Raw genomic sequence first — 21,305 nt, forward strand, 5'->3', positions numbered from 1 at the left:
CGCGCTGCACGGCTTTACCGGCCTGTCGGCAGGAGGGCGCCACGCAGACCCGTAAAGTGGGTGGGACGTAGCGGCTAGCTCTCGTCGCTGCGCGACAGGCGGCGCGCGACCTGGGGAAAGGCGACCACCACGGGCCGTCGCCGCCGGGCCCGTTCCCGCACCGCGGTGGGCGCGTAGAGCTGCTTGCTCGCCTCGATCATGAGGACCCCGGAAAAGGTCGGGAACCAGCGCTGGCCGAGACGCTCCCACGCCATCGCGGAGCGCAACAGCGTCCGCGATCTGACCGGCGGGATGTAGAGCGCCCGCTCGGTGCGCGCCGGCGTGAAGAGGTTGTCCCGCAGAAGCCTCGACAGCTGGGCCCGGCTAAAGGGATGGCCCCAGCCGAAGGGGGTCCGCTCGAAGCGGGTCCAGAGGCCGCGCCGGTTGGGCACGACGATCAGGACCCGGCCGTCCCCTGTCAGGACCCGCCAGACCTCGTGCAACATGGCCCGCAGGTTCTCGGTGCTCTCGAAGGCGTGGACCAGGAGAACCCGGTCGATCGAGTAGTCGGGCAGCGGGAGCTCGAACTCGTCGGCGAGCGCGACGGTGTTGGGTCCCTCCGGCGGCCAGTGCAGCACGCCCTGGGCCGCCGGCATGCAGGCCAGGAGCGGGGCGGCCTCGGCGCGGAACTGGCGCAGATAGGGGGTCGCGTAGCCTAGACCGAGCAGCGACTGCCCGTGCAGGTCGGGCCAGAGGTTGCGCACCGCGCGGCGGATCGTCTGGCGCGCGACCTCGCCCAGCTGGGTTTCGTAAAAGTCCCTGAGATCAACGACATCGTGCCACATGATGAGACCGATCTTAGCAGGCCGGGCGGCCCGGCGAAAGGCGCCCTTGCCCGGCCCGCCCGGAGTGTTAACGTGCGCCGCCCGGCGACCGCCGGAGGCTTGGCAGGAAACATCGGGAGGCAACCATGAAACTGCGCTACGCGCCGACCAGCCCCTATGTCCGAAAGGTCGCGGTCATGGCGCTCGAGACAGGTCTCGACGGCCGCATCGAGCGGGTGGCAACCAACGTCTGGGATCCGGCGACCGACATCCAGGACGACAACCCCCTCGGCAAGGTCCCGGCGCTGACCACCGACGAGGGTACGGTCCTCTGCGACTCCCCGCTGATCTGCGAGCATCTCGATTCCCTGCACGGCGGCGCGCCCCTGATCCCAGATGCCGGGACAACGCGCTGGCAGGTCCTCAATACGGCGGCGCTGGCCGACGGCATCATGGATAGCGCGGTCGCCCGGATCATCGAGATCAAGATGCGTCCCGCCGAGCTGCGCTGGGACGACTGGCTGGGACGCCAGCAGAGCAAGATCGCCAAGGCGCTGGACACCCTGGAGCGCCAGGCCGACGGCGCGCCGCTCACCGGGCCGGTCAATCTGGCCCAGATCGCGGTCGCCTGCGCCCTGGGCTATCTCGACTTCCGCTTCGCCGAGGATGCCTGGCGCGAGGGTCGGCCGCGGCTGGCCGCCTGGTACGCTGACTTCGCCGAGCGCCCCTCCATGAAGGCGACCATGCCGCCCGACTGAGTGCCCGCTAGTTTCGCTGCTCGGCCCCCAGGCGGATGATGCGCAGCGTTTCGCGCCATAGATCGAAATGATCCAGGTCCGCCGGGGAGGCCCAGGCGACCTCGGCGGCGTCACCTCCGGCGCGAGCTTCCCCGTGGCGCCACTCGGCCAGGAAATCCACCAGGGTGTAGTGGTAGGCGAGCACACCCTGGTCGTCGCGGGTCATGGAATCCAGCACGTCGAGCAGGGCCGTCACCTCGATCTCGATGCCGCACTCTTCGGCGACCTCTCTGACCGCGGTTTCGCGCACCCGCTCGCCCAGCCGCTGCCGGCCGCCCGGCAGCGACCAGACCCCCGCGCGCGGCGGCTTGCCCCGGCGGATCAGCAGCACACGGTCGTCTTTGAACACCACCACCCCGACGCCGACCAAGGGACGGTTCGGATAGTCGCTTCTCATCGGGCCTTCCCCTTCACGTCCAGCCGCGGCCGTTTCCGCCGGGTGAGGCGGCAGGACATCTTGGCGAGGTTACGGCGAACGGCAAGACAATGCCCGCGCCGACCCGCGAGGTGAGAATTGACACCGGACTGACACAGCGGAAGCGCCGCCGGCCACCGCCGCGTTAACCAAATTTAACACTCTGCCCGATAGCATCTGGGATTGAGCATTGCCGGTGGTCATCGCGCAACGGCACTTGATCTTCTCCGCGGACGCGAAGGCACCGGCGACCGGAGCCGTAATAGAACCTTGCCGACCGCCGCATACCATCACGAACCGACCCCGCTCAGCCTGGTGTTGCCGGTGCTTGGAGCCCTGGCCGTCTGGCCAAGCCAGGCCGGGGCTCAGGACAGCTGGTACGTCATCGGCAACTTCGATCAGGGCGTGCCGCAAGAGCCGCCGGCCCTTGACGAGCCGTCCCCGGAGGACAGTGACCTGGTCGATCCCCTGGATTTCAGCTGGAGCGGTTTTCGGGCCGAAGGCCAGATTCTCTCGGGCGCGGAGCTGGCGGACGGGGTAGGTTGGCAGGCCTCCGACGACCTCTTCCCCCTGACGGACGTGATCGGCCCCGAGGCCGGGTCGAGCGCCCTCATGGCTAATGGCTACTACGACTACAGCGTCTCGCCGCGGTGGCGCCTCTTCGCCGGCGCGGGCCTGGGGCTCGCGCGCCTGCCGGGAGAGGGCGGCGGGGTGTCTGCAGGCGCGGCCGGCTTGGACGATCCCTGGTACCAGGACGACGAGGCACACATCGCCTACCAGGGAATGCTCGGCCTCTCGTACCAACCCGACGACCCGGTCGAGATCTTCTTGGGGTACCGCTTCTTCGCCGCCGAGAACCTCGGCCTCAGTTCCGGCCCGGACGAAGGCAGCGAGGACGCCGAGGGCTATTCGGCCCACAGCGGCTTGATAGGATTCCGCTACAACTTCTGACCGGAAGGGGTCGGCGCGACGTTTCCCCACGCCCGACACCGTAAGACTCGAGCGGAGCCGCCGGGTCGATGGATCGTCCTTGACGACTCCACCGAACCCGGGTCGGGTCTGCTCCAACAACTTGACTTCGCACGGAACTCTTTTGCCGGAACCGCGAAGCGCCTCCGTCAAATTATGATCCGCTCTAGATCATCGTCTTAGAGCAGTTTCACTCGGTTTGAAGAACCGCCCTTGGCGATTCCATCAAACCAGGATCTGCTCTAGGCCAGGTACTGACCGCCGTTCACCGAGATCGTCGAACCCGTGATGAAGCCGGCATCGTCGCTCGCCAGGAAGGCGACGCAACGGGCGACCTCTTCCGGCTCCCCGAGACGTCCGACCGGGATCAGCGGCAGGATCCTGCTCTTGAGGACCTCCTCCGGCACGGCGCGCACCATCTCGGTGCCGATGTAGCCCGGCGACACCACGTTGACCGTGATGCCCTTGCCCGCGTTCTCCTGGGCGACGGCCTTGGTGAAGCCAACCAGGCCGGCCTTGGCGGCCGAATAGTTGGCCTGGCCGAACTGGCCCTTCTGCCCGTTGACCGAGGAGATCGAGATGATCCGGCCGAAACCCCGGCTGCGCATACCTTCGATCACCGCCCGGGACATGTTGAAGACCGAGTCCAGGTTGGTCGAGATCACCGCCTGCCAGTTCTCGGGCGACATCTTGTGCAGGGTCCCGTCCCGGGTGATGCCGGCGTTGTTGACCAGCACGTCGACCGGCCCCAGACCTGCCTCCACGTCGGAGACGCCGGCGGCGCAGGCACCGAAGTCGGAGACGTCCCACTTGTAGACCGAGATGCCCGTCTCGTCCTTGAATCGATTGGCCGCCTCATCGTTGCCGCCGTAGCTGGCCGCGACAGTATACCCAGCCTCCTTCAGCGCCACCGAGATGGCGGCACCGATACCACGGGTTCCCCCCGTTACGAGCGCAACTCGCGCCATGGCCTTCCCTTCCCTTGCTATCTCTTTTGCTTGCCGTGCCGTACATGACGCCACGACTATACTATAGCGTGATCAAGACCCGTTAGGGCCTTGATCACACTCAAGCTCTTTTTATTGCGGCCGACCGTTAACCTTCGGCCCGCCGATCACGCGAGAGCGACCCGGTCAGCGCTCGACGCAGAGGGCAATACCCATGCCGCCGCCGATGCACAGCGTGGCCAGGCCCTTCTTGGCGTCCTGCCGGGCCATCTCGTGCAGCAGCGTGACCAGCACGCGGGCGCCCGATGCGCCGATCGGGTGGCCGAGAGCAATGGCGCCGCCGTTGACGTTAACCTTGCCGGTATCCCAGCCCAGGTCCTTGTTGACCGCCAGAGCCTGGGCGGCGAAGGCCTCGTTGGCCTCGATCAGGTCGAGGTCATCGACCGACCAGCCGGCCTGCTCCAGCGCCTTGCGGCTGGCCGGGATCGGCCCCGTGCCCATGATCGCCGGATCGACGCCGCAGGTCGCCCAAGAGACGATCCGCGCGAGCGGCTGAACGCCCCGCTTGTTGGCTTCCTCCGCCGACATGAGAACGACCGCCGCGGCGCCGTCGTTGATCCCGCTGGCGTTGCCGGCGGTGACGGTGCCTTCCTTGTCGAAGGCGGCACGCAGGCTGGAGAGCGACTCCGCGGTGGTGCCGTGCTTGGGATGCTCGTCGGTCTCGACCATGGTCTCGCCCTTGCGGGTCTTGATGGTCACGGGCACGATCTCATCGGTGAACTTGCCGGCCTTCTGGGCCGCTTCGGCCTTCTGCTGCGACGCGGCGGCGAAGGCGTCCTGCTCCTCGCGGGTCAGCTGCCACTTACGCGCCACGTTCTCGGCGGTATTGCCCATGTGGTAGCCGTGGAAGGCGTCAAACAGACCGTCCCTAAGCATGGTGTCGACCATCTTGAGATCGCCCATCTTGGTCCCGTTGCGCAGATGGGCGACATGGGGCGACTGGCTCATGGATTCCTGGCCGCCAGCCACCACGATTTTGGAGTCGCCGAGGCGAATCGCCTGATAGCCAAGGGCGACAGTGCGCAGGCCCGAGCCGCAGAGCTGATTGATCTGGTAAGCCGTCTTCTCGAAAGGAATGCCCGCCCCCATGGCCGCCTGGCGGGCCGGGTTCTGCCCGGTGCCGGCGGTCAGGATCTGGCCGAGAATGGCTTCGTCGACATCGGCTCCTTCGACATTGGCCCGTTTCATGGCCTCGGTGATCGCAACAGTGCCCAGATAAGATGCCGGAACGCTCGAGAGTCCCCCATTGAACGCTCCGACCGGGGTCCGTGCGGCCCCGGCAATTACCACTTCCGTCATCGCCAGTTTTCTCCCGTTTTGAGGTCGTGCCGCTTCCAGCCAGCGTGCCGGAGTTTGCCGCCGAACCGCGTTTTGCTGCAGTGCACAATGCGACAGTTATAGGCCCCCCGCCGCTTGGGGCACAAGGGGATTATGCTCGCACGAGCCGGTTCGGCGAAGCAAGAGCGGCCCTAGGGCCCGCCAAGGTCGGGCGCGACTCAGGTTCGGAAGCGGTCTTCGAGCCAGGTCCCGAGCGGCCGCCAGACGCGCTTGCGCGCCGCATTGCTCACGATCATGCCGATGTGGCCCACGGCCGGGCGCAACACTTCGACCTCAGGCAGCGCCGCCGCAAGCGCTTCGGCCGAAGCCGGCGGAACGATACGGTCCTGCGCCGGCACGAGGCAGAGGGCGGGTACGGAGAGCCGACGCGGATCTACCGCCTCGCCATCCACCAGCCAGCCGCCCGTGGCCGTGGTGTTCCGGCCGTACCAGCCGGCCAGGCACTCCTGCGCGACCGGCGCCACCAGGGGCACCCCGTCGTTCAGCCAATCCTCCAGGGCCACGAAGTTCCGCGCCTTTTCGCTCCCCTGGTCGAGGCCGGCGAAGTCGATGAACTTCCTGCTAACGCCTTGCGGATCCAGGGCGGCGAAGAAGGCCTGGATCACATCGACCGGCAGGACTCCCAGTTGGTCGAGCAGCGGACCGAAGGACGCCAAGCCGGTTGCCGCCAGGCGCGCCTGCGCGCCGTAACCGGCGTGAAAGTCCCACGGCGTTGCGAGCAGGGCCAAGCCGGTCACATCAGGACGCTTCTGCGCCAACGCCAGCGCCAGCAGACCGCCCATGCAGTAGCCGATGATCGCCGGGCGCGCGCCGGTGCGCTCGGAAACCTGCTCCAGGCAGGGAATCAGGCGGTCGCTGACGTAGTCGCTCAGCCCGAAGCCGCGCTCGGCGGAACCAGGATGGTCCCAATCGACGAGAAAGGGGTCGAAGCCCTGGCTCGCGAGCCATCCCATCAGGCTCGTGCGCGGCGTTAGATCGAGGATATAGGCCCGGTTGATCAGGGAAGGGATCACGATGAGAGGGCGGGCGCCTCCCGCCCGACCCGTCGGGTCGGAGCGGTAGTCCACCAGCCGCGTGCTGCCTCTCTGCCAAGCGATCGGGCGCGTGCGCGCCTCCCGCCTGTAGGGGTGAGCCCGGTAGCCAGCGATTCCGGCCAGCAGGGCCGACTGCCGCCGGCATACCTCGGCCTGGACCGCCCCCGAAAACTCGTCAGGATCGACGCCGGCGAGGCTTCGGCTGAGGGCGGCTCCGGCTTCGGCCAGTGCCGGACTCCAAGGCAGCGACCCGTCTCTCAAGCGCGGCAAGGCGGCGAGCGAGCTCAGCCACGTCAACTGCGCGGTCGCCAAATGAAGCGGCAAGGGACGGGGCCCCTGGCGCGGCGGCGGATGCTTGCGGCTCTGCGCTGTCATGCCTGTCGACCGTCTCTCCGCTCCGGGGCGCCGGCTGATCCGCCGCGGCGATCATCAGTTTCATCATCTCCGGCCACATCGACCAGGCCGTCGCCCCGGCCGGCACCGTCAACCCGGTGGCAGCGATCAAGGTGTCCATCGCGCGAACGAACGCCGGATCTCCGGCGAGGGCGCTCATCTGATCCTGCCACAGATCGAGATAGCGGCGTGCCAGCGCCTCGAGATCAGCTCGGTCCGTCATCGCGCCGCAGTATAACCAGCCGACCTCTGCCCTGCCAGAAAGGTGGACGTCCGGCCCGCAGTAAGGGAGTCGCCGTTGCTGCAATGCCGCGTAACACCGATGCACCGCAAAAAAAGTTGGACAAGGTCCGTCGGGCCGGTGGTAGGTTAGCTAAGTAGCGATAGAAAAACTGTAAAGAAAAGGCGGTGACTTTGGCCGACGCGGGAAAAGCCGGCGACAATGCGCCAATCACGATCAAGAAATATGCCAACCGCCGTCTCTACAACACGGCGACCAGCAGCTATGTCACGCTCGATCACCTCTGCCAGATGGTCAAGGACGGCATCGATTTCGCGGTCTACGACGCCAAGACAGGCGAGGACATCACGCGCGCCGTCCTCACTCAAATCATCGTAGAGGAGGAATCGAAGGGCCAGAACATGCTGCCCATCGCCTTTCTGCGACAGCTGATAAGCCTCTACGGCGACAATCTGCAATGGGTGGTGCCGCGCTACCTCGAGCACATGATGGAGGCCTTCGCCACAAACCAGGACCATATGCGCCAGTCGATGCAGGAGACCTTCGGTAGCATGTTTCCGTTCGGCAACCTGGAGGAGATGGGCAAGCAGAACCTCGCGCTGTTCGAGAGCACGCTGCGCATGTTCTCCCCCTTCGGCGAGCAGGACGGGAGCGAGCAAGGCGGCGTCGAGCAGCAGGGGGGCGAGAAGGCGCGCGCGCAGGGCGGCTACCCTCAGGCCAAACCGCCCAAGGGAGCGACCGGTCCCGGCGACAAGGCCCAGCAGGAAAGCCTCGCCCAGCTGAAGCAACAGGTCGATCTTCTACAGAAACAGCTCGAGTCTCTGACACCAGGACGCAAGAAGGGCTAGGCGGTCAGCCGACGTGTGAGCGCGCACCCTGAGTTTCCACCTCTCGTGGCACGAGCCGGGAACTGCTGCCCGGATCGGGGAGGGCGTCCAGCGGCAGTCCGAACAGGTGCCCCTGCAGCATGTCGACACCCTCACGGCGCAGATAAGAGGCCTCCTCCGACCGCTCGACGCATTCGGCGACCGTCAGGAGACCGAAGCTCCGGGCCAGGTCCAGCAGGTTTCGAATGAACAGCTGGTTCTCCGACGAGGTGTCGATGTCGCGGGTGAAGGACCCGTCGATCTTGACCAGATCCACGGTCAGGGCCTTGAGGTAGCGGAATGTCGTATAACCGGCGCCGAAATCGTCGACGGCCACGCGGCAGCCCAGCTGGCGGATCGCGGACACGAAGCTCGCCGATTCCTCGATGTCCTGCAGCGCCGCGGTCTCGGTGATCTCCACGATGAGGCGGCGCGCCAGATCGGGACGGTCCTTGATCCGCGACTTCAGCAGCCGCAGCCACGAGCGATCCGTCGCGGTCAGGCCCGAGATGTTGAGAGCGAGCTCGATATCGGGGTGGGTCTCGAGGTCGCGGATGACCAGCTCCAGGGCGCGCCGGTCGATGGTCCGCACCAAGCCGAGGTTCTCGACCACCGGAACGAAACGGTGCGCCGGGACGGTATCGCCGCTCGGGCTCCGCATGCGCAGCAGACACTCGTAACAGCGGATCTCGCCGGTTTCGGCATCGACCATGGGCTGATAGGCGAAGGCGAGGCGGTTCTCCTTGAGGGCCAGCTTCACCTCTTCGCCGACGTTCATGCTGTCGAGCTGGTCCTGGCGCTGCGCTTCGGTCAGCTCGTAGAGGGCGACGCCGTCGCGCGCGGCGGTCTTGGCCCTGAGCAGCGCTGCATCACCCTTGGTGATGATGTCGAAGGAGGCGTCGCCCTGCCCCGGGTAGAGCACCAGGCCGGCCGAGGCGGACACGTGGACCTCCCGGCCGCCGATCTCGATCGGGTAGTGGCGCACGGCATGCAGCAGCCGCTCGGAGATCTCCAGCGCCTGTTCTTCGCTGCAGTCGGTCAGCACGACGCCGAAACGGTCGCTGTCGAGGCGGCCGATCACCCCGCCCTCGCCGAACTCCCGCTCCAGGCGCTGGGCGATCTCGAAGATGACGCGGTCGCCCGCTTCATGGCCGTAGACCGCGTTGATCAGTCCCATGCGGTCGAGACCGATCGTGACGAAGGCCCCGCCCTGGCCCGGCTCGCCGTCGCGCAGGGCATGATCCAGCGCCTCGCGGACCCGGAGCTTGTTGAACTGACCGGTCAGGTCGTCGAAACCGGCGAGATACTCGAGCTTCGCCTCGTGCTGCTTGCGCCGGGTTACCAGGCGGAGGATTCCAACCATGCGGCAGGGGGTCCCGTTGGCGGCGTGTTTCACGGTTCCGCGGTCGTGCACCCATTGGAAACGCCCGTCGGCGCGCCGCACGCGGTACTCGCAGTCGTACTCGCCAAGGCCGGAAATGTGATCGACCCGCGCGCTCACGCAGTGCGGCAAGTCCTCCGGATGGATCCGGCCCTGAAAGGCCTCCCCGACCTCGGGAAAGCCGGTCTTGGACTCGCCGAAGAGCCGCGGGGTCGCGCCGGTCCACACCAGACGGTCGCTCGTGAGGTCCCAGTCGTAGAGAAGGTCGCCCGATGCCTCGATCACCGTCAGAAGGCGAGCCAGCTCAGCCAGGCTTTCCTCGGAATCGGCGGTTGGCAAGGTCGGGTTCTCCTACCTGAAGATCTGCTCCCCTGCCTGGGAAGCGACCTGCCGGGCCAAGCAGGCCCGACTTGGGAGAGTATGGGTCGCGCCTTAATATTATCTGAATACTTGATTAACTCGTGTAAATCACAACATTTCCTAAATCACTTGTGTTTACTATATTTGAAAATCTAGTGGTATTTCAGGCTTTTTCACCCGCTATCTTGATTAATCTTTTTGTTCCATCGAGCGACTGCCTAAAATGCTCTCAAATTTGAGCCAATTTTAAGAAAGATACCAGACATTCGCGGCAGATGAACAAACTGCCGATTCCGTTTTCCAGTCCTGCACCCGCCCCGGCGCTGCGGCCAGTCACTTATGGCGTTCGCGGCGAGGACGAAGCGCGCGTCGAACGGCTCGAGAACCGAGCGCGTCTCGCGTCGGGGCGATTCTCGCTGCGGCGCCCACCGGAACCGGCGCCCGAGCGCCCCGGTACGGGCTCGGGAGGCTTCGAGGGCACGCGCGGCGCGTCGTCGCCCCAGGGCGGCGCCAAGGGCGCCTACTCCCTACCCTACGGGGCTTCTGCCGGCTTTCTGGCGCAACTGATTGGCCAAGCGATCGAGACCAACGCTATGCCGGGGCCGGCGCTCACGTCGGACGGCGCCGATACTGGGAACGCGCTCTATCGAAAGGCGTCGGAGGAGTTGAACGCCGCAGGTCCGGCAAACAGTCAATACAATATCGCGGTTTGAGTAGGGCCGATATATGTCTGCAATCGCTTTATATTTACAAAATTCTATAGTAAACTGATCAATATTTATTCTATTTAACTGTTATTTGTAGTTGAATTTTTCTGAGTTTTGCGTAGATTGACTTTTCGACTAATACCAAATTGCTAAAATTTCATGGCAGGTCCTCCCTTGGCGAAGAGATCATCACCCAGCTGCGAATCCGTCGATCGGCACGTGGGTCTGAGGATCCGCAAGCGTCGCATCGAACTCGGGCTGACCCAGCAACAACTGGCCAAGCTGATCGGCGTCACCTTTCAGCAAGCGCACAAGTACGAGCGCGGCGTCAACCGAATCTCGGCCGGGCGGCTGTTCGAATTGGCCTGCGCTCTAAGGGTCGATATCGGCTACTTCTTCCAAGAGCTGGAGGACGGCGGAGAGCGCACCGTGCTCGACAACAGGCAGCGGCTGTGTCTCGAGGTCTCGCGCAACTTCGCGAACATCACCAACGAACGTCACCAGCAGGCGGTCAGCCAGCTCTGCCGCCTGCTCGCCGCCGAGATGTGACCGGCCGCCCCTCAGGGCAGAATTTCAGTGAGCGCGCCCAGGCGCGGACGATAGATCGCAAAGTGCGCAAGCTCCTTCGGCGAGGTCACGCCGCCGAAGAATAGCGGCTCGAAATCGAAGTAGACCTCCGAGACGATGATGTTGCGGTTGGCCTTCATCTCGTAGCCGAACGGCAGGTCGGCCGGCCCGCCCGGACTGCCGACCCGGCTCGAGAACGACCCGGTTCCGCCGCCGGAACGCTGCCAGTTGACGCGCGGATCGGTCGGCTCGTCCTCCGTGCTGACGGAAGAGAGGATGACGACGCCGTCGTCGCCGAGCGCGAAAGGTTGCAGTGAGAACTGCGTGGCGATGAAGACCTGCTCCATGTCGTCTTCGGTCAGGAACTCCGACTGGGAAACCAGGTCGCTGGCGTTGGTCGCCACGCGCGACAGCTTCTGATTGAGCAGGGCGAAACGGCTGATCTCGACCCCGCCCATGAACAGGAAGACCAGGAACGGCGCCACCAGGGCGAAGTCGACGATGGCGACGCCGCTCTCCCCGGAAGACAGGAGGCGAAAAGGAGACCAGCTGCGGCGTCCCTTCGCGGCACGGGCGCGCGTTCTGGCTACTGGCATATCCCGGTCCCCCCTTCGAAGGGCTCGTTGCGCACGGCGACGCTGGCCGCGAGCGGGAACTTGCCGTCCTTGCCTATGACGCCATTGAGATAGCCGGTCATCAGCTCCAATTCGTAGGTCACGCTGTAGAGGACCACCTCGCCGCCCGCGCCGGCGCCGGCCAGTCCCATGTCCTCGTCCCACTGGTTGTTGCAGTTGACGTCGGTGTAGGGCTCGCTGGAATCGTAGGTGCCATTGCCGTTCTCGTCGGTGAAGGGCTCGGGCTGCCCGATCTTGCTGAAGTTCGGGTAGGTCAGGACCGAGACGTCCTCTTCGGTGAGTCTCACGACGCCGTTGCCGTGCGCGTTCATCACATCGACGATGTACTGCTCGCGAGTCGTTCCCTCCGGCACCTGTCCGGTGATGCCGAAGCGGGAGGCTTCGCGCAGACCGCCCTCGAGCAAGGCGCTGGCGAAAGCGATCATGCTGAACTCGATGGAGCCGAGCACCAGGAGCACCAGGATCGGCATCACGAAGCTGAATTCCAGGGCCGTCGCGCCCCGCTCGGAGCGCCGAAGGCGCCGGAGGAGGCCCGCTTTCTTGGTCGTCATCTTGAGATCCTCAAGGCCGAGAGCTCGTCGGCGACCTCGGTGAAAGCGTCACGCAGCGCGTCGCCGTCCGGAGCAAAGTGGTAGTAGGGGGCGCCGGAGCCCGAGGCCACATCCTTCATCAGATTGGCCAGGGAACCGGAGTCGTAGTAGAACTGGATGACGAAGATCCTGATGCCTTCGCGCTTGATGTTGGTCGCCAGCTCGCGCAGGCGGTCGTTCTGGCCGTTCGGCCCGGCGCTGGATCCGGAGCCGAACACCGCCTTGTAGGCGTCCCGGCTGTTGCCCCACTGCTCTCCGTCGGTGAGCAGCACGATGGCGCGCTGGTGATTTCCCTTGGGATTGGGATCGGCTTGGTCGAAGGGGGCGCCCGGCGAAACAACGCGCCAGGCCCAGGCGAGGCCCTGTGCGATGTTGGTCACGTGGTCCGGGGACAGGAGCTCGTCGATCGCGTCGTTGATGTCGGTCTGCGTGCTCTGTAGCGGCGTGATGCCGTGGCTGAGACACCGGGACAGGGTGTTCGGCTCCCAGCCGAACCAATCGGTTTCGTCGTAGGTCTCCGGCCCGAGCCAGACGTCGCCCTGCTGGTTCTCGTCCTCGCCGTCGATGTAGCGCGCATTGACGCAGCCGTCCCATCCGGCCGGCGGCGGAACCAGGAGCGGCACCGGCGAGTTGTTGGCATAGAAGACTTGGGTCTGCGCCAGGCCGGTCACGGGATTCGTGAAGGTCGGCACCGTCACCGGATCGGTCAGCGCGGGATCGAAGGCCGGCCCATTGTTCAGGGTGACGTTGACCTTGCCGTTCCAGGGCACGAGCCCGACCTGCAGCAGGTCCTTGCTCTCGGACGAGCCGAAGAGAATGTCGATCATCTCCTTGGCGGCCGATCGGGCGGCCGCGATCCGCGTGCTGCCGCTGCCGTCGGAGTTGCCCATCGAGCCCGACATGTCCATGGAAAGCACCACGTCCAGGCTCGACGTGAGGCGGGTGACCTCGGTCGAGCTGACGATGTTCAGCGAATTGAAGCCGAAGAGGCGCATGAAGGTCGTGTTGATCTCCGCCGAGGCGGTCAGGGTCAGCACGTTGTTGTTGTTGCTCAATTGAGGCTCGCCCAGCGTAACATCGGCGCCCAGGTAGCCATCGGGGAAGTTGGCCTTGAAGTACTGTTCCACTTGGGTCGAGAAGTCGCTCGCGAAGACCTCGTGCGCGCTGGCCAAGCCCGCGGCGTCGAGGGCGTCGCCCAGCCTCGCCTTGACGACGTAGGCCCGCGCGGCGTCGGTCGCGAGGCCGACGAATCCCATGAGGGGGACCAGAACGGCGGCGACGATGGGCATGGAGGCGCCCCGATCCTCGGACAACAGCCGGCGCAGTCCCCCGAGGACCCGCCTACCGCTTTGCGCTAGACCATGCATGCCGAAACACTCCAATGTCACTGCCAGAAAACTTGTAGGGTATTCTTCTACCGTCTCAATTAATAAATGCTAAAATACTGAGACTAGCTCTGTTCTATATTTGTTATTTTGGGATAAGAGATATGTATTACTTAAATTGTCTTTGTTTTTACTTATGACTTCTCGGGTTTTTGTTTGGGATTTGCGTAAACTCACCCATGCGTGCGTAGGGCGGCGCGGCTCGCCCCAGCGGCACCCTGCGGGGCCGATGCCGGCGCGCCGAGCCCGGCCGGCTTGCGGCGTTGCGGCAGAGGGAAGTGTTCTACGGCTTGATCGCCGTGTACTCGCTGAAGACCTTGGCCTCGACCTTACGATCGACCTGCTCGAAGCCGACGTCGCGCAGCGCGCCCAGTATCGCCTCGGGCGGCACACATTGGTCGACGGTGTCCCAGAAGTACTTCAACAGGTGGGTCGCCTGATTGTTGAAGGTGCTGACCCTGGCCAAGAAGGGAACAAAGGAATTCAGGTAGAACTTGATGAAAGGATAGGCTCGGCGCGAGGGCGGCAGGGTCATATCCAATATCAGAACTTTACCGCCGGATTTCAGCACGCGCTTGTACTCCGAGAAGGCGGCGTAGAGGTCTTCGACATGGCGCAGCGCAAAGCCCATGCACAAGAGATCGAAGCAATCGCTCTCCAGGGGCAGGTTCTCGGCCGCGCCGAGAACGGGAAAATCCGCCCGGCCGCGCTCGACCGCCCGAGAGAGCATGCCGGGGCTGGGATCCAGGCTCACGACCATACCGGAAGGGCCAACGATCCTTCTTGCCGGAACCGACACGAGGCCGGTGCCGCAGGCCACATCCAGCATGGCCATGCCTGGCGTCAAGCCATGCCGACGCAAGACGTCACCGCGATAACGCCTGTCCGTGCCGAAGCTCATGAGCGCACTGATCCAGTCATAGTGCCGAGCGGAAGCGTCGAACAGCGTTTGGATATAGCCCGGCCGCTCGTCGTCGACTCTGTAGCACTGCCGCAAGGTGGGGTGCGGCGGCAAAACGCCCTCGGTCTTCTCAACGCGCGATACGTCTTCCATGCCCCCTCGCCGCGATTGCCGAGACCCCATCAACTTGTGCAACGGCTCAGTCCTTGTACAACGGCCATCCGGCACCACGTCGCCCGCTAACCTTAACTCCATCCTTACGTTTGACCGTGTACTCCCAAAACTGCCACCACTCGCCACGGTCAGGAGAACGGCACTTGCCCTCGGGATGGAGGCTGCGAATCAATCATTGTCGTGAGCGCCGATTGACTGCTAGCACGGGTCTGTCGAGAAACCAAATCGAACGAGCATGATGCGCCAAGGCAGGCAGGCTGCTCGATTTACAGCGGGTCTCATTGTTGCGGTCGGGCTCGGTGCCTGCACAAGCAGGTTCGACGCAGAGCAGCACGAAGCCTGCGCGCGGGGCATCGAAGCCGGCTATGTCGCGCTCAAGAAGGCCGAGGACTTGGATCTGGGCGGAACCGTTCAATGGACCAAGGCCGCCTCGCTGCTCAGCGCCGCAAAGGTGCAGCTCCAGTTCGAGCGCTATCCGAACTGCCTGGATAAGGTCGCCCGTGCCCGCGCCTACCTGAAGAGCGCCGGCGGTGGATGAGCGGCCACCCCGTTATTGCCCTGAGCCTCGCATAGGCAACAGAGAAGGAAGATAGATATGCAAGGAACTTTGGTGCGACGCCTCCCGCCCTGGGCCGGTCTGACAGCGGCCCTTCTCATGGCAGCCTTCGTCTGGCTCGCCGACGGGCGGGTCATGGCGGCCAGCACTCAAGAGGCCGGTGAATTCCTCGTCAACTTCGGGAAGCGGGCGGTCGAGGAAATCAATGACGAGGCGCTTTCGCCGGCCGAGCGGGATCAGCGATTCCGAGAGCTCTTCAACGAGGCCGTGGATGTCAGGACGATCGGCAAGTTCGTTCTGGGCGCCCACTGGCGGCGCGCAACCAAGCAGGAACGTGCGGACTTCCTGCGGGTCTTTGAAGACATTGCGGTCCAGCGGTTCCTGCCCATGTTCACGCGCGACGACCACGAATACTCGGGCAGCGGTTTCGAGATCGTCAGCATAAACCGTGACGAATCCAAGGGCGGTCACATCTTTGTCACGGTGGTGATCTTCCGCGACGAACAGGACCCGATCAATCTGATCTGGCGCATGCGTGAACGCGAGAATCGGTTCAAGATCCTCGACATCTCCGCGGAAGGCTTGAGCATGGCCCTGACCCTTCGGCAGGAATACAATTCTGCCATTAAGAAGCTGGGAAGCGTCACGAAGCTAGTCGGGCTGCTGAGAGAGAAGCTCGATGCCGGCGCCTTTGCCCCCAATCCGGTTTCGGTCAATTGAGCCGCTAGGAACAACTGAGACAGTTAGAGAGTTCATGCCTGCCGAAAGCCATCGAAGCGTAGCGGGAAACACTGGTCTTCGGAGACGCGCCGAGCAGCGCCTTCGCCCTTCGGCCGGACGGCGCGCGGCCTGGAAGGGACGTGAAGGGTATTGCCCGTCGATCGGGCGGCCCCTAAGAGGAAGCGGCATTTCGGCGGTAGGTTTTGGCGGGAACGATCTTCGTTTTCACGGCGCCGGGCCGGCGATCCGCGTCTTGGCGGACCTGTCCCCGGCGCCAGATCAGCGGCCCCAAGGCAGAAGGTCAGGATGACGGGCTCACACCAACAGGTCATGGAACGGGCGCCCTTCGCGTGCCGCTATTCCAGCTACCGTGATTTCATCCAGCAACCGGCCGGGCTGCGGCCGCCGATACTGGCGACCATCGTGCACGGCGATCAAGCTCTGCCCGACGCGGCTTGGCCGAGGCTGAGCAGCGGCATGCGGCCCTGCGACGGCAGCGGCACCACCGTCGAGACGTGGCACGTGCCGGAGTCGCCGCGCTATGACCGCCACGAGGGTTTCCAGGTCGCGGCAACCGATCAGTTGATCTTCGTCGGCGTGCAAGTGCCGATCGAGACGGGAGGCGGCATTACGCTCCAAGTCCAGGACCTCTATCTGCGCATGTTGCGGCTGATCGAGCAGTTCGGCTACCGGCACCTGCTGCGGGTCTGGAATATCGTTCCCGGCATCAACGACGACGCCGACGGGATGGAACGCTACAAGAGGTTTTGCATCGGGCGGCACGACGCCTTCATGATGGAGCGTCCGGAGCTGGCCGAGCGCTATCCCTCGGCCAGCGCAATCGGTCCCCGCGTCGGCGACCTCTGCCTCTATTGTCTGGCCGCTCGCGAGCCTGGACTGCCGGTGGAGAACCCCAATCAGGTCAGCGCCTATCACTATCCGCCCCAGTACGGCCCGCGCAGCCCCTCGTTCTCCAGGGCTCTGGTCAAGCGCTGGCCCGGGTCTGCCGTTCTATTCCTTTCAGGCACGGCCAGCGTCGCCGGCCACAGGACCAAGCATCTCGAGCTGCCGGTCGCCCAGACCGAAGAAACAGTCTTCAACCTTCGTGCCTTGATCGCCAATGGGGAGAAGCTGTCGGGCGCGCGTTTTCCGCTGGTCCCGGAGCGCAGTTTCTTCAAGGCCTTCATCCGGAACACCGACGACTACGGCGCGGTCAGGCGGCATCTCGAAGGCGTGCTCGGGCCGGATACGCCGATGCTGTACGTCGAAGCCGACATCTGCCGGGCGAACCTCCTGTTCGAGATCGAAGGGTTCGTCTGGAGCAGCTGAGGCCCTCTGAAGACCACCCCCGGTCCCGGCGGCCGGAGGCGGGACGTCGGCCTTCTTTTCGAACCGCCGGGCGGAACAGGCTCTTGTTCCACGCCGAGCGCAGGAGTGCCCAGGTCTTGTCTACCACCGGCCCGGTCTATGTCGTGATACCGGCGCTCAACGAGGCCGCGACGATTCGGGCCTTGGTCGCGGGCGTGCTCCTCCACGTCCCCCATGTCGTGGTGGTCGACGACGGGTCGGACGACGGCACGGCCCAGTGCCTCGGCGATCTGCCGATTACGCTCCTCCGCCACAGCGACCGGCGCGGCAAGTCGGCCGCCTTGACCACGGGAATGGCGCACGCGCTGACGCAGGGCGCCGCCGCCGTCGTCACCCTGGACGGGGACGGTCAGCACCGCCCGGAGGACCTCCCGGCTTTTCTGCGGCAGTTCGCGAAGACGCCCGGCCATATCGCGATCGGTGCCCGGGACATCGGCCGTGAAAGCTTTCCCGGCTCGCGCCTATTCGCCAACCGTTTTGCCAACTTCTGGATTTCCTGGGCCTGCGGCTATCCGATCAAGGACAGCCAGTGCGGTTACCGGCTCTACCCCCGCGCCGTCCTGGAGCTGGTCGAGCCCAAGTACGAACGCCTCCAAGGGTTCGTTTTCGAGAGCGAAATTCTGATCGATGCCGCCAGCGCCGGATACCGCAGCGTCCCGGTTTCCATCCCCGCGCTCTACGACCAGGTGACCAGACGCGCGAGCCACTTTCGCCCCGTCACCGACATTTGGCAGATTACCGTGATGGTGACGCGGAAGCTGGTTTCCCGGGGCCTCTATCTCGACGGGTTGGCGGCGATGACGCGGCAATGGCTGCTGGCGCGCAGCCGCCGCTCGCTGCCTGGCGACGCCTCCGAGCCCCTGGACCAAAACGCTGCCGAGCGCGCACCCCTGGGCAGACGCGCCGACAGCTAGAGCGGATCTATATGCCTTGCCCGGAACCGCGAAGCGTTTCCGTTAGAACATGATCCGCTTTAGGCGATGCCGCCGTCGATCGCGATGACCTGTCCGGTAATGTAGCCAGCGCGTTCGGAGGCGAGAAAAGCCACGAGATCGGCGATCTCTTCCGGTCGGCCCGCCCGCTTCATGGGCACGAGGCTGGCGATACTCTCGGCCGTGAAGGCTTCCCGCGTCTCGGGCGTATCGACCACGCCCGGTGCCACCGCGTTGACGGTGATCCCGCGGCCGGCGCATTCCAAGGCGAGCGACTTGGTCGCGCCGTGGAGTCCGGCCTTGGCGGCCGCGTAGTTCACCTGACCGCGATTGCCCTTGATGGCCGAAAGCGAGGAGAGATTGACCACGCGGCCCCATCGCGTCCTCATCATTGGCAGGATCAGCGGCCTCGTTACGTTGAAGAAGCCGTCCAGCGTCGTGCGCAGCACGTCATGCCACTGCTCGGCTGACATGCCCGCGAGCGGAACGTCTCGATGCAGACCGGCGTTATTGACCAATATCTGGATCGGCGCGTCGGCGAGCAAGGCTTCCAGCCGCTCACGGCAGGCTGTCTCGTCGGTCACGTCGAAGTACACCGTTTCGGCCTGCCCACCGGCCTGCTCGATCGCCGCGGCGACCGTCTCGGGTTGCCGGTTCCGGCCGCTGCCGTGGACCACGACCCGGCGTCCATCGCGCGCCAAGGCATGACAGATGGCCGAGCCGATGGCGCCGCTGCCGCCGGTTACGAGGGCCCGAAGCCCACTCATAGAAGAAAAACCGCGGCTTCGCCCGTGAGCACGTCGGCATCTCCGGATTGCAGTCGGAACGCGTAGATCGAACGATCCTGGACTGCCATCAGAACCTCCGCGCGCACCGCGAGCTCACCCGCCACATCGTCGAGCCGGTCGGTCGACCAGGAGACTTTCCTGACACTGGCGAGCACGCCGGGACGGGCCTTGGATCCGGCATTCAGGGTGCCGTGCACCGCCATGGCCTGGGCGGCATATTCGATCCCGCAAATCACCGGCAACAGACCTCGGCGGCGCAGGGGATTATCCGGATCGAGATGGGAACGTGTCGCGCAGACGATCTCGCGCTCGCTACAGGAGGCGATCCGGTCGAGCAGCACCATCGAGCCGTCATGAGGCAGCATCCGGGTGATCTCGCTCCGGTTCATGTCGGCGTCAGCGCCAGTTCCAGGTGCCCGTTATCGGGAAACCGCATAAATACCTGCCCCGCGCGGCCCCGCACAATCGCTTCCAGCAGCGGAAGTCCGCGGCCAGCGGGATTGCCGTACCAGAGCGGCCGCAGTCCGGGGTCGCTCGGCGGCGTCTCTTCGACCCGAGGGGCGCCGGCTCGCCAGGCAACCTCCAGCTTGCCGTAGGCTGCTTGGTCGCCGGCGGGCGCCATGACCATGGCGAGGGCCAAGGGATGCGAGAGCGGCCGTCTGGCATGAAGCGGCTCGGGGAATGGGGTATCGAACGCCACCAGAAGCACCGGCCGGGCTTCCGTCACCACTTGCGCGGAGGCCTTCAGCAGCGCCGCGGCGAAAGTATAGTCATAGGCCGCTATGCTCGTGCTCGGCAGGTGGCAAGAGGTGGCGATACACCAATAGCCGACGGCCGCATTGTGCACCGAGTTGTGGAAGTGGGTCGGCGAAACCAGCATCTCCGGCTGGCTGAGCGCTGTCAGGATCCGGTGGACCTCCAGGCCACTGCCGCCCGAGGAGCCGAACACCACCGCAAGCTCGTCCGGCCGGCGCCCCGACCGGTCGACCGCTTCGAGCGCGACTCCGAGGGCAAGACGCACTGACGCGCCGCAGCGCCGGCGCTCACGGCTCGGCAGGATCTCCGGTGCTGGCGGCTCAAAGGCCTGCTCGCGGTAGGCCGTGTCGCCGCGCAGCACGGCGCGGCTCTGGTCCCAGCCTTCGAGGCCCGGGCCCAAGACGCCGATCGCGGTGATCCCGACCTTCACGGCACGGACCGACCGAAGACCAGGCTGCAGTTGTTGCCGCCGAATCCGAAGGAGTTGCTCAAGACCCGCGCGACCGGCTTGCGTTCCGTGTCGATCTGAACCCTGCACCGCAGTTCCGGGTCGATTGTTGTGAGGTTCAGGTTTCCGGGCACCAGCTGTTCCTCGAGGCAAAGCCAGCTGATTACGGCCTCGGTGATGCCGGCCGCGCCCAAGGCATGCCCGGTCCAGCCCTTGGTCGAACCGGTTGCGACCTCGGCGCCGAAAATCCGAAAGACCGCCGAGTCCTCGACGCTATCGTTTGCGCCGCTCCCGGTGCCGTGGAGATTGATATAGTCGATATCGCCCGGACCGATGCCTGCCCGCTCCAGAGCCGCGGCCATCGCCAAGGAGGCGCCCAAGCCCTCTGGATGGGGCGACGACATGTGGAAGGCGTCACTGCTCTCCCCGTAGCCGAGCAGTTGGGGTCCAGCGCGGGTAGCCCGTTCCGGGCGTTCGATCAGGGCGAAGCCAGCAGCTTCCGCGATCGAGATGCCCGAGCGCGCCGCGTCGTTCGGCCTGCAAGGGCCCTTGGATAGCAGCTCGAGTGCGTTGAAGCCGCGCAGGGTCATCAAGCAGAGGCTGTCGACCCCGCCCACCACGGCGGCGTCGCAGATGCCGGTTTCGATCCACTGCCAGGCATCGGCGAAGACCTTGCTGCTCGAGGCGCAGGCCGCCGAAACCGTCGCACTCGGCCCCAAAAGCCCAAGGTATTCGGAGACGAAGCAGGTCAGGGAGTAGTAGTCGTGGGTGCGCTGAAAGTCGAAGTCTTCCGGCAAGGGCGCCGCTTCGTCGGGCCGCCTGCGGTAAGCATCCTCGCCTTCACCGACGCCCGAGGTGCTGCTCCCCATGATCACCGCGATCCGCTCCGCGCCGTAGCGCTCGACCGCCCCGGAAACGGCGGAGGCGAAGCCGTCGGTTTCCAAGCCCATCTGCGCCAGACGGTTGTTGCGGCAGTCGTAGCTGCTCAGGTCAGGGCGGATCCGGCAGTCCTCCACCCCGTCGACCCGCCCAATGAAGGTATCGAGGTCGGCCCCGTCGTAGTCGCAGGGGCGCAGTCCCGAAGTGCCGTCGCAGAGGGCCTTCAGGGTCGCGGAGCTGCCACGGCCGGCCGCGTTCACTGTCGAGTAGCTGGTGACAACCAAGGCGCTCATCG

The 21,305-nt window shown here is 65.2% G+C and carries 23 protein-coding genes; 9 read left to right on the forward strand and 14 right to left on the reverse strand.

Translation table 11 applies throughout. From position 1 onward, the window contains the following. Nucleotides 1–74 precede the first annotated feature (74 nt). Nucleotides 75–824 carry a methyltransferase domain-containing protein gene (locus QNJ67_05745; GenBank protein MDJ0608460.1) on the reverse strand — a complete coding sequence of 250 codons (750 nt, stop codon included), beginning with the start codon at nucleotides 822–824 and terminating at the stop codon, nucleotides 75–77. A 125-nt stretch (nucleotides 825–949) separates the two neighbouring features. Here QNJ67_05745 and QNJ67_05750 point away from each other — a divergent pair, with 125 nt between their 5' ends. After that, complete coding sequence (locus QNJ67_05750) at nucleotides 950–1,561, forward strand: glutathione S-transferase N-terminal domain-containing protein (GenBank protein MDJ0608461.1); 612 nt, start codon at nucleotides 950–952, stop codon at nucleotides 1,559–1,561. Between the two features lie 7 nt (nucleotides 1,562–1,568). Here QNJ67_05750 and QNJ67_05755 read toward each other — a convergent pair whose 3' ends face one another. Continuing rightward, entirely contained in the window at nucleotides 1,569–1,997 is a 429-nt protein-coding gene (locus QNJ67_05755; GenBank protein MDJ0608462.1) for an NUDIX hydrolase, read from the reverse strand. A gap of 288 nt (nucleotides 1,998–2,285) precedes the next feature. Between QNJ67_05755 and QNJ67_05760 the strand changes: the two genes are divergently transcribed. After that, nucleotides 2,286–2,966, forward strand: a complete 681-nt coding sequence (locus QNJ67_05760; GenBank protein MDJ0608463.1) for an outer membrane beta-barrel protein — start codon at nucleotides 2,286–2,288, stop codon at nucleotides 2,964–2,966. Between the two features lie 260 nt (nucleotides 2,967–3,226). Here QNJ67_05760 and phbB read toward each other — a convergent pair whose 3' ends face one another. The 3 genes from phbB to QNJ67_05775 form a co-directional block, all read right to left on the reverse strand. Beyond that, nucleotides 3,227–3,952, reverse strand: a complete 726-nt coding sequence (phbB, locus tag QNJ67_05765) for an acetoacetyl-CoA reductase (GenBank protein ID MDJ0608464.1) — start codon at nucleotides 3,950–3,952, stop codon at nucleotides 3,227–3,229. 165 nt (nucleotides 3,953–4,117) lie between these two features. Next, entirely contained in the window at nucleotides 4,118–5,290 is a 1,173-nt protein-coding gene (locus QNJ67_05770; protein MDJ0608465.1) for an acetyl-CoA C-acetyltransferase, read from the reverse strand. A 197-nt stretch (nucleotides 5,291–5,487) separates the two neighbouring features. Next, nucleotides 5,488–6,738, reverse strand: coding sequence for an alpha/beta fold hydrolase (locus tag QNJ67_05775; GenBank protein ID MDJ0608466.1), 1,251 nt, complete (start codon nucleotides 6,736–6,738; stop codon nucleotides 5,488–5,490). A 432-nt stretch (nucleotides 6,739–7,170) separates the two neighbouring features. Between QNJ67_05775 and phaR the strand changes: the two genes are divergently transcribed. Next, nucleotides 7,171–7,845, forward strand: a complete 675-nt coding sequence (phaR, locus tag QNJ67_05780; protein MDJ0608467.1) for a polyhydroxyalkanoate synthesis repressor PhaR — start codon at nucleotides 7,171–7,173, stop codon at nucleotides 7,843–7,845. Between the two features lie 4 nt (nucleotides 7,846–7,849). On the opposite strand, the gene QNJ67_05785 is transcribed toward phaR, so the two are convergent. Next, nucleotides 7,850–9,583 (reverse strand): EAL domain-containing protein, encoded by a 1,734-nt coding sequence (locus tag QNJ67_05785; GenBank protein MDJ0608468.1) that lies wholly within the window; start codon nucleotides 9,581–9,583, stop codon nucleotides 7,850–7,852. Nucleotides 9,584–9,879: 296 nt separating this feature from the next. Between QNJ67_05785 and QNJ67_05790 the strand changes: the two genes are divergently transcribed. Further along, a complete protein-coding gene (locus QNJ67_05790; GenBank protein MDJ0608469.1) occupies nucleotides 9,880–10,317 on the forward strand; it encodes a hypothetical protein in 438 nt (145 codons plus the stop codon). Between the two features lie 153 nt (nucleotides 10,318–10,470). Continuing rightward, nucleotides 10,471–10,860, forward strand: a complete 390-nt coding sequence (locus QNJ67_05795; protein MDJ0608470.1) for a helix-turn-helix transcriptional regulator — start codon at nucleotides 10,471–10,473, stop codon at nucleotides 10,858–10,860. Nucleotides 10,861–10,871: 11 nt separating this feature from the next. Here QNJ67_05795 and QNJ67_05800 read toward each other — a convergent pair whose 3' ends face one another. The 4 genes from QNJ67_05800 to QNJ67_05815 all read right to left on the reverse strand — a co-directional run bounded on the left by QNJ67_05800 (nucleotide 10,872) and on the right by QNJ67_05815 (nucleotide 14,542). Next, a complete protein-coding gene (locus QNJ67_05800; GenBank protein ID MDJ0608471.1) occupies nucleotides 10,872–11,474 on the reverse strand; it encodes a pilus assembly protein in 603 nt (200 codons plus the stop codon). Next, nucleotides 11,465–12,064, reverse strand: a complete 600-nt coding sequence (locus tag QNJ67_05805; GenBank protein MDJ0608472.1) for a pilus assembly protein — start codon at nucleotides 12,062–12,064, stop codon at nucleotides 11,465–11,467. The genes QNJ67_05800 and QNJ67_05805 overlap by 10 nt, the downstream gene beginning before the upstream one ends. Beyond that, on the reverse strand, nucleotides 12,061–13,416 hold the full coding sequence (locus QNJ67_05810; protein ID MDJ0608473.1) for a VWA domain-containing protein: 1,356 nt from the start codon (nucleotides 13,414–13,416) through the stop codon (nucleotides 12,061–12,063). The genes QNJ67_05805 and QNJ67_05810 overlap by 4 nt, the downstream gene beginning before the upstream one ends. Nucleotides 13,417–13,771: 355 nt before the next feature. Beyond that, complete coding sequence (locus QNJ67_05815) at nucleotides 13,772–14,542, reverse strand: class I SAM-dependent methyltransferase (protein ID MDJ0608474.1); 771 nt, start codon at nucleotides 14,540–14,542, stop codon at nucleotides 13,772–13,774. A gap of 259 nt (nucleotides 14,543–14,801) precedes the next feature. On the opposite strand from QNJ67_05815, the gene QNJ67_05820 reads away from it, so the two are divergent. From QNJ67_05820 to QNJ67_05835, 4 genes are all read left to right on the forward strand, one after another. Then, nucleotides 14,802–15,101, forward strand: coding sequence for a hypothetical protein (locus QNJ67_05820; GenBank protein ID MDJ0608475.1), 300 nt, complete (start codon nucleotides 14,802–14,804; stop codon nucleotides 15,099–15,101). Nucleotides 15,102–15,218: 117 nt separating this feature from the next. Further along, nucleotides 15,219–15,839, forward strand: coding sequence for an ABC transporter substrate-binding protein (locus QNJ67_05825; protein MDJ0608476.1), 621 nt, complete (start codon nucleotides 15,219–15,221; stop codon nucleotides 15,837–15,839). 306 nt (nucleotides 15,840–16,145) lie between these two features. Then, a complete protein-coding gene (locus QNJ67_05830; GenBank protein MDJ0608477.1) occupies nucleotides 16,146–17,168 on the forward strand; it encodes a hypothetical protein in 1,023 nt (340 codons plus the stop codon). 116 nt (nucleotides 17,169–17,284) lie between these two features. Then, nucleotides 17,285–18,121, forward strand: coding sequence for a glycosyltransferase family 2 protein (locus QNJ67_05835; GenBank protein ID MDJ0608478.1), 837 nt, complete (start codon nucleotides 17,285–17,287; stop codon nucleotides 18,119–18,121). 59 nt (nucleotides 18,122–18,180) lie between these two features. Here the strand turns inward: QNJ67_05835 and fabG are convergent, their stop codons facing one another. Genes fabG through QNJ67_05855 form a run of 4 tightly spaced genes read right to left on the reverse strand, consistent with a single transcriptional unit; the run spans nucleotide 18,181 to nucleotide 21,303 of the window. After that, nucleotides 18,181–18,906, reverse strand: a complete 726-nt coding sequence (gene fabG, locus QNJ67_05840) for a 3-oxoacyl-ACP reductase FabG (GenBank protein ID MDJ0608479.1) — start codon at nucleotides 18,904–18,906, stop codon at nucleotides 18,181–18,183. Continuing rightward, on the reverse strand, nucleotides 18,903–19,316 hold the full coding sequence (locus QNJ67_05845; GenBank protein MDJ0608480.1) for a hypothetical protein: 414 nt from the start codon (nucleotides 19,314–19,316) through the stop codon (nucleotides 18,903–18,905). Before QNJ67_05845 ends, fabG begins: the two co-directional genes overlap by 4 nt. Continuing rightward, nucleotides 19,313–20,113, reverse strand: a complete 801-nt coding sequence (locus tag QNJ67_05850) for a beta-ketoacyl synthase chain length factor (protein ID MDJ0608481.1) — start codon at nucleotides 20,111–20,113, stop codon at nucleotides 19,313–19,315. The genes QNJ67_05845 and QNJ67_05850 overlap by 4 nt, the downstream gene beginning before the upstream one ends. After that, nucleotides 20,110–21,303: a beta-ketoacyl-[acyl-carrier-protein] synthase family protein gene (locus QNJ67_05855; GenBank protein MDJ0608482.1), complete on the reverse strand. Its 1,194-nt coding sequence runs from the start codon at nucleotides 21,301–21,303 to the stop codon at nucleotides 20,110–20,112. The genes QNJ67_05850 and QNJ67_05855 overlap by 4 nt, the downstream gene beginning before the upstream one ends. Nucleotides 21,304–21,305 lie beyond the last annotated feature (2 nt).

The sequence above is a fragment of the Kiloniellales bacterium genome (assembly GCA_030064845.1).
Lineage (GTDB): Bacteria > Pseudomonadota > Alphaproteobacteria > Kiloniellales > JAKSDN01 > JASJEC01.